The 12,639-nt window shown below is 59.9% G+C and carries 12 protein-coding genes; 9 read left to right on the plus strand and 3 right to left on the minus strand.

Annotation, left to right across the window (positions count from 1 at the left end; translation table 11 throughout):
* Positions 1–41 precede the first annotated feature (41 nt).
* Positions 42–2,093 carry a methionine--tRNA ligase gene (metG, locus tag JFT66_RS10735; RefSeq protein ID WP_034118353.1) on the minus strand — a complete coding sequence of 684 codons (2,052 nt, stop codon included), beginning with the start codon at positions 2,091–2,093 and terminating at the stop codon, positions 42–44.
* A 172-nt stretch (positions 2,094–2,265) separates the two neighbouring features.
* Here metG and apbC point away from each other — a divergent pair, with 172 nt between their 5' ends.
* Positions 2,266–3,360 (plus strand): iron-sulfur cluster carrier protein ApbC, encoded by a 1,095-nt coding sequence (apbC, locus tag JFT66_RS10740; RefSeq protein ID WP_198859244.1) that lies wholly within the window; start codon positions 2,266–2,268, stop codon positions 3,358–3,360.
* A gap of 493 nt (positions 3,361–3,853) precedes the next feature.
* Here the strand turns inward: apbC and fdxA are convergent, their stop codons facing one another.
* Both fdxA and mutS read right to left on the minus strand, forming a co-directional pair.
* On the minus strand, positions 3,854–4,177 hold the full coding sequence (gene fdxA, locus JFT66_RS10745; protein ID WP_003208688.1) for a ferredoxin FdxA: 324 nt from the start codon (positions 4,175–4,177) through the stop codon (positions 3,854–3,856).
* Between the two features lie 142 nt (positions 4,178–4,319).
* The gene (gene mutS, locus JFT66_RS10750; protein ID WP_153839782.1) at positions 4,320–6,911 is read right to left on the minus strand and encodes a DNA mismatch repair protein MutS; all 2,592 of its coding nucleotides are present in this window, start codon (positions 6,909–6,911) and stop codon (positions 4,320–4,322) included.
* 296 nt (positions 6,912–7,207) lie between these two features.
* On the opposite strand from mutS, the gene JFT66_RS10755 reads away from it, so the two are divergent.
* From JFT66_RS10755 to JFT66_RS10790, 8 genes are all read left to right on the plus strand, one after another.
* A complete protein-coding gene (locus tag JFT66_RS10755; RefSeq protein ID WP_080752939.1) occupies positions 7,208–7,942 on the plus strand; it encodes a LexA family transcriptional regulator in 735 nt (244 codons plus the stop codon).
* Positions 7,943–8,535: 593 nt separating this feature from the next.
* Complete coding sequence (locus JFT66_RS10760; protein WP_198859245.1) at positions 8,536–8,874, plus strand: phage holin family protein; 339 nt, start codon at positions 8,536–8,538, stop codon at positions 8,872–8,874.
* A gap of 23 nt (positions 8,875–8,897) precedes the next feature.
* Positions 8,898–9,413: a hypothetical protein gene (locus JFT66_RS10765; protein ID WP_034118371.1), complete on the plus strand. Its 516-nt coding sequence runs from the start codon at positions 8,898–8,900 to the stop codon at positions 9,411–9,413.
* 3 nt (positions 9,414–9,416) lie between these two features.
* Complete coding sequence (locus JFT66_RS10770) at positions 9,417–10,028, plus strand: phage baseplate assembly protein V (protein ID WP_034118372.1); 612 nt, start codon at positions 9,417–9,419, stop codon at positions 10,026–10,028.
* 9 nt (positions 10,029–10,037) lie between these two features.
* A complete protein-coding gene (locus JFT66_RS10775; RefSeq protein ID WP_034118373.1) occupies positions 10,038–10,370 on the plus strand; it encodes a phage baseplate protein in 333 nt (110 codons plus the stop codon).
* The gene (locus JFT66_RS10780; protein ID WP_198859246.1) at positions 10,367–11,362 is read left to right on the plus strand and encodes a baseplate J/gp47 family protein; all 996 of its coding nucleotides are present in this window, start codon (positions 10,367–10,369) and stop codon (positions 11,360–11,362) included. The genes JFT66_RS10775 and JFT66_RS10780 overlap by 4 nt, the downstream gene beginning before the upstream one ends.
* Complete coding sequence (locus tag JFT66_RS10785; RefSeq protein WP_198859247.1) at positions 11,359–12,087, plus strand: phage tail protein I; 729 nt, start codon at positions 11,359–11,361, stop codon at positions 12,085–12,087. The genes JFT66_RS10780 and JFT66_RS10785 overlap by 4 nt, the downstream gene beginning before the upstream one ends.
* Entirely contained in the window at positions 12,084–12,614 is a 531-nt protein-coding gene (locus JFT66_RS10790) for a hypothetical protein (protein ID WP_198859248.1), read from the plus strand. Before JFT66_RS10785 ends, JFT66_RS10790 begins: the two co-directional genes overlap by 4 nt.
* Positions 12,615–12,639: the final 25 nt, after the last annotated feature.

Here is a 12,639-nt window from a genome sequence, read left to right on the forward strand (position 1 = left end):
GAAAAGCCCCGTCGTTGGAACGGCGGGGCATTTTGCAGGATTTACTTGATGCGTTGACCCGGCTTTGCGCCGCTGTCCGGGCTCAGCAGGTAGATTTCGTCGCCGCCAGGGCCAGCCGCCATCACCATGCCTTCGGAGATACCAAACTTCATTTTCCGTGGCTTGAGGTTGGCGATCATCATGGTCAGGCGGCCATCGAGCTTGGACGGGTCCGGATAAGCGCTCTTGATCCCGGAGAACACATTGCGCTGTTCGTCACCGATATCCAGTGTCAGGCGCAGCAGCTTGTCGGCACCTTCCACGGCTTCAGCCTTGATAATCAGCGCCACACGCAAGTCCACGGCGGCAAAGGCGTCGAAATCGATTTCCGCGGAAATCGGGTCCTTGGCCAGTTCGCCATTACCCGCAGGTGCGGATTGACCGGTGTCGGTCTGGCTGGCAACCAGGTCTTCTTTCGAAGCGTCAGTCATGGCCTGGACTTTCACCGGGTCGATACGGGTCATCAGCGGCTTGAACGCGTTCAATTGATGATTGCTGAGCAAGGTCGCGTGATCGTTCCAGGTCAACGGCGCCACATTGAGGAACGCCTCGGCGTCGGCGGCCAGCAATGGCAGTACCGGCTTGAGGAAGATCACCAGCTGGCGGAACAGGTTGACGCCGGTGGCGCAGATTGCCTGGACTTCAGCTTCCTTGCCTTCCTGCTTGTTCAGCGACCACGGCGCCTTGTCGGCAATCCAGGCGTTGGCGCGGTCGGCCAGGCCCATGATCTCGCGCATGGCACGGGCGAAGTCGCGGGCTTCATAGGCGTCGGCGATGCTTGGCGCAGCCGCCAGGAAGGCGTCGGTCAGTTCTGGTGCGGCATTCTCCGCCACCAGTACACCGGCGTTGCCCTTGTGGATAAACCCGGCGCAACGGCTGGCGATGTTGACGACTTTGCCGACCAGGTCCGAGTTGACCTTCTGCACGAAGTCTTCCAGGTTCAGGTCAAGGTCGTCGACGCCACGGCCCAGCTTGGAGGCGTAGTAATAGCGCAGGTATTCCGGCGACAGGTGGTCCAGGTAGGTGCGCGCCTTGATAAAGGTGCCACGGGACTTGGACATTTTCTGGCCGTTGACCGTCAGGTAGCCGTGTACGGCGATACCGGTTGGCTTGCGGTAGCCCGAGCCTTCGAGCATCGCTGGCCAGAACAGGGCGTGGAAATTGACGATGTCCTTGCCGATGAAGTGGTACAACTCGGCGGTGGAGTCTTTGGCCCAGAACGCGTCGAAGTCCAGCTCCGGCGTGCGGTCGCACAGGTTCTTGAAGCTGGCCATGTAGCCGATCGGCGCGTCCAGCCACACATAGAAGTACTTGCCCGGCTCGTCCGGGATCTCGAAGCCGAAGTACGGTGCATCGCGGGAGATATCCCACTGCTGCAGGCCGGCATCCAGCCACTCGGCGATCTTGTTGGCCACGGCGTCCTGCAGGGTGCCGCTGCGCGTCCAGGTTTGCAGCATTTGCTGGAAATCCGGGAGCTTGAAGAAGAAATGCTGGGAATCCTTGAGCACCGGGGTGGCACCGGAGATGGCCGATTTCGGATTCTTCAGGTCAGTCGGCGCGTAGGTGGCACCGCACTTCTCGCAGTTGTCGCCGTACTGGTCTTCAGTGCCGCATTTCGGGCAGGTGCCCTTGATGAAGCGGTCGGCCAGGAACATTTTCTTGTCCGGGTCGAAATACTGCGTGATCGAGCGTGTGGCAATGTGCCCGGCGTCACGCAGGCGCTTGTAGATCTGGCTCGACAACTCGCGGTTTTCTTCGGAGTGGGTCGAGTGGAAGTTGTCGAAATCCACCAGGAACTCGGCAAAGTCGGCGCTGTGTTCAGCCTTTACATTGGCGATCAGTTGTTCCGGGGTGATGCCTTCCTTTTCGGCGCGCAACATGATGGCCGAACCGTGGGCGTCGTCCGCGCAGACATAAATGCATTGATTGCCGCGATGCTTCTGGAAGCGCACCCACATATCGGTCTGGATGTACTCAAGCATATGGCCAAGATGGATGGAACCATTGGCATAGGGCAGGGCGCTGGTGACGAGGATCTTGCGTGGCTCGGACATGGGGCTCGGCTACTTGATGAAACGGAGGTCGGCCACTATAAAGCGCCGGGAAATTTATTTCACCCCGTGACGCTGTTTCAGAATCTTCCGCGCCGTCGAAAGCATGCCGTTCGGCGGCCGGAACGGTTAGGATAGCCGCCTGTTTCAGTCAGTCTTTTTTCGGGAGTAGCCCATGAGCGCCGTCAATCGCGCAGCGGTGGAAGCCGTTCTTCGCCAGTACACCGACCCTTATTTGAACCAGGACCCGGTCAGTGCCGGCTGTGTACGCGCCATCGAGATCCAGGGCGACCAAGTGTCGGTACAGTTGCAACTGGGCTATGCCGCCGGCCTGTTCAAAAGCGGTTGGGCGCAGATGCTGCAAATGGCCATCGAGGGCCTCGACGGCGTGGGTTCGGCCCAGGTCGACATCCAATGCGTGATCGCGCCGCATAAGGCCCAGGCGCAGATCCCGGGCCTGGCCAACGTCAAGAACGTGGTGGCGGTGGCCTCCGGCAAGGGGGGCGTGGGCAAGTCCACCACCGCAGCCAACCTGGCGCTGGCGCTTGCCCGAGAAGGTGCGCGGGTAGGTATCCTCGACGCCGATATCTATGGCCCAAGCCAAGGCGTGATGTTCGGTATCGCTGAAGGCACGCGGCCGAAGGTCAAGGACCAGAAATGGTTTGTACCCATCGAGTCGCTGGGCGTGGAAGTGATGTCCATGGCCTTCCTCACCGATGACAACACACCGATGGTCTGGCGTGGGCCGATGGTCTCTGGTGCGTTGCTGCAATTGGTCACGCAGACGGCCTGGGGCGATCTCGACTACCTGGTGATCGACATGCCGCCAGGCACCGGCGACATTCAGCTGACCCTGGCACAGAAAGTCCCGGTGGCCGGTGCGGTGATCGTCACCACCCCCCAGGACCTGGCGCTGCTGGACGCCAGGAAAGGCGTGGAGATGTTCCGCAAGGTCAATATTCCGGTGCTGGGCGTTGTGGAAAACATGGCGATCCACATCTGCTCCAATTGTGGGCATGCCGAGCATTTGTTTGGTGAGGGCGGCGGTGTGAAGCTCGCCACCCAGTACGGTGTGGAACTGCTCGCCTCGTTGCCGCTGGCGATGGAGATCCGTGAACAAGCCGATGGTGGCAAACCCACCGTGGCAGCCGAACCCGATGGGCAGGTCGCGATGATCTACCAGGAACTGGCCCGTCACGTGGGCGCGCGCATTGTCCTGCAAGAAGCGGCTGCGCCAGCGATGCCGACCATTACGGTCAGCGACGACTGATCCAGTTGAAGGGCGAGAGCCTCGACGTTGTCGGGGCTTTTTTATGCCCGCCAACGCGGCAATCGGGTGACATTGAGCTTTTACGCAATTGTGCGTGTAAGCATTCGCTTACTTATTCGTAAGTGTTTGGTTTTTTTGCCGGGTGTGTACGTCTCGAATCTGCGCGAGAGTTTTCTATCTATTTGAAAAATAACAATTATTTAAACTTATTTTAGCGCGCAAGCGTGTCAACCCGCCTGTTGGATCCCGTTGAACTTCTCTTCGAACCCTCTAACATCAGCCCTGTGTCCACGGATTGACACAGCCATCAAGGAACGATGGTTTGAAGGAACGTCGCAGGATGCGATTCATCAGGATGATGAAAAGGAATACAGGGACTAGGGAAAAAATGTGGGCGGGTCATACCGCCCCTTTTTTTGCCTGCAGGAAAGTGAAACCCATCCTCAGAAACGCAAAAAGGCCCGGAAGGGGCCTTTTGGGGGCGACGACGCTATCAGCGCTCGAGGTCTGCAATCTTACCTTTCTTGCCATCCCACTCCGCTGCATCCGGCATCGGGTCTTTGCGTTCAGTGATATTCGGCCAGATTTCCGCCAACTCGACGTTCAGCTGAATAAACTCCTGCATCTCCGCCGGGACTTCGTCCTCGGAGAAAATAGCGACGGCCGGGCATTCTGGTTCACACAGGGCGCAGTCGATGCACTCATCCGGGTGGATAACCAGGAAGTTCGGGCCTTCGTAGAAGCAGTCCACCGGACACACTTCTACGCAGTCGGTGTACTTGCACTTGATGCAGTTGTCGGTGACGACGAAGGTCATTTCTAATTTTCTCCTCAGGCGGCGGCAGCGAAACCCCTTGTGGTGGGGTTCGCGAGGTTTGAGAGCGATAGTCTGCGGACCAGGCTAAAAGCCCGCAGCATCCCAAACCGCGCGAGATTCTATCAGCTTGCAAGCGTCTGCGTTATATCCGAGTCTGCAGTGCATATAACATTTCGAGCGCTTTACGCGGCGTCAAGCCATCCAAGTCAAGCTTAGCCAACTCATCCAGCACCGGATGGGGCAGGCTGGCGAACATATCGCTCTGGTGCGGCGCACTGGGTTTGCTCGCTGCCTTGGCTGGGCTGGCGACCACGGTTTCATGGGGCAGGGCCGTGGTTTCCAGACGGCTGAGGTGCTCGCGGGCGCGGGTGATCACGTCATTCGGCACCCCGGCCAGTTGCGCCACGGCCAAGCCATAACTCTGACTGGCCGGGCCCGGCAACACATGGTGCAGGAACACGATGCGCTCATTGTGCTCGGTGGCATTGAGGTGCACGTTGGCCACCAGCGGCTCGCTTTCCGGCAATACGGTCAGTTCGAAGTAGTGGGTGGCAAACAGCGTATAGGCGCGCAAATGCGCCAGGCGCTCGGCCGCCGCCCAGGCCAGGGACAGGCCATCGAAGGTGCTGGTACCGCGGCCCACTTCATCCATCAGCACCAGGCTGCGTTCGGTGGCGTTGTGCAGGATGTTGGCGGTTTCGCTCATTTCCACCATAAAGGTCGAACGGCCACCGGCCAGGTCATCACTGGAACCGATCCGCGTGAAAATGCGGTCCACCAGGGACAGCTCGCAACTGGCCGCCGGTACAAAGCTGCCGATATGGGCCAGCAGCACGATCAGCGCGGTCTGACGCATGTAGGTGGATTTACCGCCCATGTTCGGACCGGTGATCACCAGCATGCGGGTATCGTCGTCCAGCGACAGGTCGTTGGCGACAAACGGCGTGGTCAGTACCTGCTCCACCACCGGATGGCGGCCTTGCACGATACGCATGCACGGCTCGCTGACAAAGCGTGGGCAATTCAAATCAAGGTTCAGCGCGCGCTCGGCGAGGTTGCTCAACACATCCAGTTCAGCCAGGGCGGCGGCGGTGTCTTGCAACGGCGCCAGGCGGCTGATCAAGTCCTCGAGCAAGGCTTCGTAGAGCATTTTTTCCCGGGCCAGGGCGCGGCTTTTGGCCGACAGCGCCTTGTCTTCGAACTCTTTGAGCTCCGGCGTGATAAAGCGCTCGGCGCCCTTGAGGGTCTGGCGACGTTGATAGTCGATAGGCGCCGACTCGGCTTGCTTGCTCGGCAGCTCAATAAAATAGCCGTGAACACGGTTGTAACCAACCTTCAGGTTAGCCAGACCGGTGCGGGCTTTTTCGCGGGCCTCCAGGTCAATCAGGAACTGCCCGGCGTTCTCGCTCAGGGATTGCAGCTCATCCAGCTCGCTGTCGTAGCCGGTTTTCAGCACGCCGCCATCACGGATGATCGCTGGCGGGTTATCGATGATGGCTTTTTCCAGCAGCGCCGCGAGGTCCGGGTAAGTGCCGGCAGTCACCGCCAGCTGTTGCAGGTGCGGCGTGTCCAGTTCGGTCATCGCCACTTGCAACTGCGGCAGGGCACTCAATGCATCGCGCAGGCGCGCCAAGTCACGGGGCCGCGCATTGCGCAGGCCGATCCGCGCCAGGATGCGCTCGATATCGCCGATTTCTTTCAGTTGCGGCTGCAGCTTTTCAAAGCGATAGCCGTCGAGCAGGCAGGTAATAGAAGTTTGACGCGCTTGCAGCACAGTCAAATCGCGCAGTGGACGGTTCAGCCAACGGGTCAGCAAGCGGCTGCCCATGGCGGTCTGGCAACGGTCGACCACCGATTGCAGCGTATTGTCACGTCCGCCGGCCAGGTTGGTGTCCAGTTCCAGGTTGCGACGGCTGGCGCCATCAAGCACCACGGTATCGTCCAGACGCTCATGACGCAGGCTGCGCAAATGCGGCAGGGCGGTGCGCTGGGTTTCCTTGGCGTAGCTGAGCAGGCACCCAGCGGCGCCAATGGCCAGGGTCAGGGTCTCGCAACCGAAGCCTTTGAGGTCTTGCACCGAGAATTGCTGGCACAGGCTTTTGAGCGCCGAATCGCGCTCGAAATCCCACGGCGCACGCCGCTTGGTCCCCCGACGCTTCTCCGCCGGCAAGTCCTTGGGCCAATCATCCGGGATCAACAACTCCACCGGATTGATGCGCTCCAGTTCCGCCAGCAGATTCTCCCAGCCCTTGATCTCCAGCACGCTGAAATTGCCGCTGGTGATATCCAGCACCGAAAGGCCGAACAGACGCTCATCGCCCAGAACCGCAGCGATCAGGTTATCCCGACGCTCATCCAGCAACGCCTCATCACTCACCGTGCCCGGGGTAATGATGCGCACCACCTGGCGTTCCACCGGCCCTTTACTGGTGGCCGGGTCGCCGATCTGCTCACAGATCACCACCGACTCACCCAGCTTTACCAGCTTGACCAGGTAGCCTTCCAACGAGTGATAAGGAATCCCACACATCGGAATCGACTGCCCCGCCGACTGCCCGCGTGCGGTCAGGGTGATATCCAGCAGCTTGGCGGCCTTCTTCGCGTCTTCATAGAAGATCTCGTAGAAGTCGCCCATGCGGTAGAACATCAACTGATCAGGGTGCTGGTTTTTGAGGCGCCAGTACTGCTGCATCATCGGGGTGTGGGAGGACAGATCTGAAGTGTTTTTACTCATTGGGTAGTAGGCAAATTCGTTGAAAGTGATGGGGCAAAGGGGGCGCTTGGCCCAACATTTTTTGCGATGGCGGCAAGGTTAACACGCGAGGTCGGGGGTTCGCAGGTCGCAAACGGATAGGTAAAAAGCAAAAGCGGTGCCGCCCCGATACCAATCGTTAAAAGGGGAAGCGCGCCTGCCATAGCGTCAATCCCAGGCTTGGTCGCCTCCCGCAAGAAAGGAGTCGGCCTAGTAAATGCATAAAATATGCAAATTAGCATTTGCCAACCTCCCAAACACCCGCCATTATCCCCGTTATGCAAAAACGCAACGTTTCTATCGTCTTAAGAGAGCTGCTGGATCGCGACCGGATCTCCCCCACGGAGCTTCACCGGCGCACCGGTGTGCCTCAATCCACACTGTCCCGGATCCTCAGCGGCAAGATCGTTGATCCGTCGGATAAACACATCTCGCGCATCGCCGAGTACTTCCGCGTCAGCACCGACTACTTGCGCGGGCGCGCGACGCTGGGTGCTGTGCGTGATGACGGGCGCGACCCGATGCATTCGGAACTCAAGGACATAAGCCTGTGGGACGACGACACGCCTGTTAATGATGACGAGGTGTCGATCCCCTTTCTGCGCGAGGTTGAATTGGCTGCTGGATCAGGAAGATTCGTCATCGAGGAAAGCGAGAAGGCCAGCCTGCGCTTCGGCAAGCGCAGCCTGCGGCATAACGGTGTGCAGTTCGACCAGGCCAAGTGCGTGACTGTGCGCGGCAACAGTATGTTGCCGGTGTTGCGCGACGGCGCGACGGTTGGGGTGAACGCCGGCAAGAGCGGCATTGGCGATATCGTCGACGGCGATCTTTATGCCATCAATCACAACGGCCAGCTGCGGGTTAAACAGCTCTACCGCCTGCCTTCCGGGATTCGCCTGCGCAGTTTCAATCGTGATGAGCATCCGGATGAGGACTACAGCTTCCAGGATATCCAGGATGAGCAGATCAGCATCCTCGGTCATGTTTTCTGGTGGGGCATGTACGCCCGTTAACCTCCCCGCGTAAGACACAGCCCGCCAATGAGCGGGCTTTTTTTCGCCTGGAGAAAACCAGCAAACCCCTGGCCCACAAGGCCGCCAATGCATCTGCGCATTTCCACAGCAAAAATAAATGCATTTGTGCATTGACTGTATATGCATACATGCATATTCTTCACCTCAAGCCAGCCAACAAGGCCTGGTGGAGGCAGCAAGGATGCTGCCAAGGACGACAAGGAAGGCACGCAACATCGGCAAGGACGCCATCGAAGCGATGGCAGGGATGCCAGGCAATACCGGCAAGGATGCCGACGCTCTTTAGTAGTACCGCTTCAAGAAAACAGGCAGCGATGAACCGGCCTTAACGGTTCAGAGGGTTGGCAACTGACCCGGGTGTGCAGCGTAAAGCACCAGAAACAGTTATCCGGCAGACAGGGATCGTGGTCGGAAAAAACATTGAGGAAAGGACCGTACCGCGCCAGTAGCGCCGAAAGTCCGAGGACATCATTACTGAAAAGCCCGGGCAACCGGGCTTTTTGGAATGCCTACCTATCGAAGCGTTTGTATATGAAAAATGGACTATCTAGTGCTCAGCCAGGAGGCGTGACATGACAAATGAACAGCAAGCGTTAGCGGAAATGCCTATCTGGCTGGTCATCATATTGGCCGTGATCGGCGGTGTTTCTGGAGAAATGTGGCGTGCAGATAAAGAAGGCGCCCGCGGCTGGTCGCTGATCCGCCGTCTGGCGCTGCGCTCCGGGGCCTGCATGGTCTGCGGGGTTTCAGCCCTGATGCTGTGCTACGCCGCCGGCATGTCGATCTGGACGGCCGGCGCCATTGGTTGCCTGACCGCCATGGCCGGTGCAGATGTAGCCATCGGCCTTTATGAACGGTGGGCGGCCAAGCGCATAGGCGTCAACGAAGGCTCCCACCAGGACCCGCAGTAACCGTTGCAAGGACGCTACTTAAAATGACCTTTATCGAAAAGCCATCCCAACTGCCCCAGGCCATCGGCGCAGCGCTGCATGCTGCCTTCCCGGACCTCAAGGTCGGCAGCCACCAGGACTTCCAGGGCGACGCTGAGAAAACCGGCGTGCGGGTCACGGTCGAAGGCAATGGCCCGGGCATTCGCTCCCGCGAAGGGCGTAAGGCCCACGTGTTGGCCATTTCACTCAGGGCCATGGTCGCGCCGGGTGCATTGCCTTTTGATGCCTGCGACCTCGCCAGCCAACTCATGGACCTGGTGCTGGATAACCGTTGGAACCTGCCCCAGGCGCAGTGCGATTTGCCGGCGAACATCGTCGCCGCCCCCGCGGTGCGTAGCACCCTCGATTCGGACTACGACACCTGGACCGTTTCCTTCACCCAAACCCTCTATCTGGGGCCGGCGTTACTCAACGATCCTACAGGCCAACCGCTGTTCGCCTGCACCTGGGACGTCTCGAACATCGACGACCCGGATCAATACAAGCCACTGGCGGAGTAGCCCATGTTCGACGCGCTGTTACGCATGCAGTTGGGACCGATTGTCGAGCGGCTGGCGGAGATGGAAACCCAACTCGAAGACCTTTACCGACGCGCCGAAAGTTTCTGCCGGATTGGCGTCTGCCAACAGGTAGACGCTGCCAGCAACACCTGCAAGGTCAGCCATGGTGACTTGCTCACGCCGGCGATCCGCTTTTTCAACCCCAGCGCCGGCGCGCAAACGGAAACCCGCATTCCAACGGTAGGCGAGCAATGCCTGTTGCTTAACTACGGCGGTGGGGAGGGCGGTGCACAGTCCGTAGCGCTGTTCGGTCTCAACAGCGATCGCTTTCCGCCGGTCTCCAGCGTTGCGACGCTGACCCGGCGCCGCCATCAAGACGGTACCCAAAGCGACTACGACGACGCCAGCCACACCTTTAACTGGGCCAACGGCCCCACCACGGTCAGCGGTTCCCGTGAGCAGGTCGACATTAAAGTCGGTGCCGCCAGCCTGACCATGAGTGCCCAGGGCATCACCTTGCAAATCGGTGGTACCAGCCTGTCGCTGGATGCCGGCGGCGCGCACTTCAGCGGCCCGGTGGTGGACCATCAAGGACGCGTCATCAGCCCCCGATAAGGACCTCCCATGATCGGAATCGATAGGAACACCGGGGCAGCCGTCGATGACTGGCTGCAATTCGTGCAGCGCGCCACCCGAGCGCTGACCACCCCAGTGGGCACTCGGCAAAAGCGTCCGTTGTATGGCTCGCTGATCCCGCAACTGCTTGGGCAAAACCTCGGTGACGACCTGCTGATCCTCGCCCAAAGCCACGCCGCCCAGGCGTTCTACAACACCCACAACGGTATCAGCGATTTTGACCCTCAGGTCATCGTCGCCACTCGCCAGGGCGCCGGCCTGTTGCTGCGGTTCGCCGGCACCTGGAAAAACCGCCAACAATCCTTCGAGGTCGTGACATGAGTATGTTGATCCCCGGCCAGAACCAACTGGCGGAACCGGCCATCATCACGGTGGATGAGTTCGAACCGTTGCTGGCCGAGTTCAAGGCGTTCGTCATCGACTACGTCGCCACCCGCGCGCCGCAAAGCGCGGCCAAACTCAAGGTCAGCCTCGACAACGAAAGTGAACTGCTGACCCTGGCGCTGGAAGCTTTTTGCGTCCGCCTGCAAACCCATGAGCGCAAATACAACACCCGTATCAAGCAGATGCTGGCGTGGTGGGCCACCGGCAGCAACCTGGATGCGCGCCTGGCTGATATGGGCCTGGAACGCCAAGTGCTCGACCCCGGCGACCCAGCGGCTTTCCCGCCTGTGCCGCCCACCCTGGAAAGCGACGACGACGCTCGCCTGCGTTATTACCTGGCACCCCACGCCCCGGCAGCAGGTTCACGGATGCAGTATCGCCGCGAAGTGTTCACCCTCGGCGAGCGCCCTGCGGTGAAAGTGCAAAGCGCGACGCCAGGCGTGGTGACGGTCACCTACACCTTCGATCCGGACGGTTATGCAGCCCAGATCAAAGACGGCAACGGTCGACGCACAGCGCCGGGTGAAGTGATGGTCACCGTGCTTTCCAGGGAAGGCGACGGCACGCCATCTGCTGACTTGCTTGACGGCGTACGTCGACATTTCGCACGCCCGGATGTACGGCCCGAAACCGACCTTGTCACTGTCCAGGGCGCTCAGATTCAACCTTACAAAATTCGCGTGGTGGCCAAGATCAACGCCGGCCCGGATTCGGGGCTGACGCAAGTGGCCGCGCAGAAACTGCTTCAAGACTACGCAGAGTCCTGCCATCGCCTGGAAGGGCGGGTTGACCCCAGTTGGATCGACTACGCCATCCACAGTGCCGGCGCCGCGCAACTGCACATCCTTGAACCGCTGGCGCCGATTGTCAGCACCGCGTTCCAGGCCCCGTATTGCACGGGTGTCGAGGTGGAGGTGCGCACGCTATGAGTGGACCCAAAGCGAGTTTGTTGCCGGCCAATAGTTCGTCACTGGAAAAGGCCCTGGAGCTGGGCTTCGGCAAATTGCTCGAGCGCGTCACGCCGCCGTTTCCAGCGTTGATGAACCCGCTGCAAACCCCCAGCGAATTTCTTCCTTACCTGGCCGCCGACCGTGGCGTCAGCGAATGGGATGCCGACGCCAGCGAAGCGGAAAAGCGCCTGACCGTGGCCTTGTCCTGGCAGATCCAACGCCAGGCCGGTACACCCAAGGCACTCAGTTATGCGGTGGAGTCATTGGGCTTCACCCCCAACATCAGCGCCTGGTATCAGCAGCGGCCACTGGGTGTGCCTTACACCTTCGATGTGCAGGCGATCATCGGGCGCAGTTGGTCCAGCGGCGATCACAACCGGCTGATCCGGCGTATCAATGCGGCCAAGAGTGAGCGGGATCAGGCGACGATTACCATCGTGCATGAAACCAGCCAAGGCTTGCGTGTCGCCGCCGCAGCGGACCCGGCACTGAGCATCGGTGACGACAGCCGACCCGGCGCCTTGCCCGAGGTGAAGCTACACGGTGCCGTCTCCTTCAACAGCGCCGCCCACATACCCCTGAGCGATGGCGAGTTGCAGCTTGAAGGTGCGCTACCTGAACTCGGGCTTGCCGCCCGACTAAACAGTGCCGGGGTTGCCCGGCACTACACCATTAACGACTACGACCTCAGGGCGCAGCCATGACAGATGAAATCACGCGCCTGGTGCGCTTCACCTCCAAGGGTTTGGATGAAGTGCTGCAGGCAAAGAACCAGGGCCTGAAAGGCGAAATCACCCACATCGGCGCCGGTACCGGCCGCTACAACCCCGACGGCACAGAAGTGGCCTTGCGTGATGAGCGCCAGCGAGTTGCCATCGTGGATTACGAAGACCTGGGCGACCGGCAACTCAGGATGGCCGCGCTGTTTGATGGCGACGCAGAGTATGAGATTGGCGAGTTCGGTTTTTACCTCGCCAGCGGGACCTTGCTGGCGGTGTATTCCGTGGCGGGGAAGTTGCTGACGTATAAAGCGGCGGCGGCGAGGGTGCTGCAGAAGTTCACGCTGGATATTTCGCCGTTGCCGGCGGATAGCGTGACGATTGTGGTGGGGAGCGAAAATTTGAATGTGTTGTTAGCTGAGGAGATCGCGATTATGGCGGCGGCTTCGGTTGGCAATATGTCCCGCCATGTGGATTTGATGTTGCGGGTTATGCACATCGAGGCGAAGTAATCGCACTGATAAAAGTGCTGGAAAG

The organism is Pseudomonas sp. MF6755 (genome assembly GCF_016405635.1).
Lineage (GTDB): Bacteria > Pseudomonadota > Gammaproteobacteria > Pseudomonadales > Pseudomonadaceae > Aquipseudomonas > Aquipseudomonas haemolytica.

What these genes read in the sequence shown, in the direction of transcription:
- JFT66_RS10780 (WP_198859246.1), top strand. Translation starts at nt 10,367, where the DNA reads ATGAGTATGTTGATCCCCGGCCAGAACCAACTGGCGGAACCGGCCATC.
- metG (WP_034118353.1), bottom strand. Translation starts at nt 2,093, where the DNA reads ATGTCCGAGCCACGCAAGATCCTCGTCACCAGCGCCCTGCCCTATGCC.
- JFT66_RS10785 (WP_198859247.1), top strand. Translation starts at nt 11,359, where the DNA reads ATGAGTGGACCCAAAGCGAGTTTGTTGCCGGCCAATAGTTCGTCACTG.
- JFT66_RS10765 (WP_034118371.1), top strand. Translation starts at nt 8,898, where the DNA reads ATGACCTTTATCGAAAAGCCATCCCAACTGCCCCAGGCCATCGGCGCA.
- JFT66_RS10760 (WP_198859245.1), top strand. Translation starts at nt 8,536, where the DNA reads ATGACAAATGAACAGCAAGCGTTAGCGGAAATGCCTATCTGGCTGGTC.
- mutS (WP_153839782.1), bottom strand. Translation starts at nt 6,911, where the DNA reads ATGAGTAAAAACACTTCAGATCTGTCCTCCCACACCCCGATGATGCAG.
- apbC (WP_198859244.1), top strand. Translation starts at nt 2,266, where the DNA reads ATGAGCGCCGTCAATCGCGCAGCGGTGGAAGCCGTTCTTCGCCAGTAC.
- fdxA (WP_003208688.1), bottom strand. Translation starts at nt 4,177, where the DNA reads ATGACCTTCGTCGTCACCGACAACTGCATCAAGTGCAAGTACACCGAC.
- JFT66_RS10775 (WP_034118373.1), top strand. Translation starts at nt 10,038, where the DNA reads ATGATCGGAATCGATAGGAACACCGGGGCAGCCGTCGATGACTGGCTG.
- JFT66_RS10755 (WP_080752939.1), top strand. Translation starts at nt 7,208, where the DNA reads ATGCAAAAACGCAACGTTTCTATCGTCTTAAGAGAGCTGCTGGATCGC.
- JFT66_RS10790 (WP_198859248.1), top strand. Translation starts at nt 12,084, where the DNA reads ATGACAGATGAAATCACGCGCCTGGTGCGCTTCACCTCCAAGGGTTTG.
- JFT66_RS10770 (WP_034118372.1), top strand. Translation starts at nt 9,417, where the DNA reads ATGTTCGACGCGCTGTTACGCATGCAGTTGGGACCGATTGTCGAGCGG.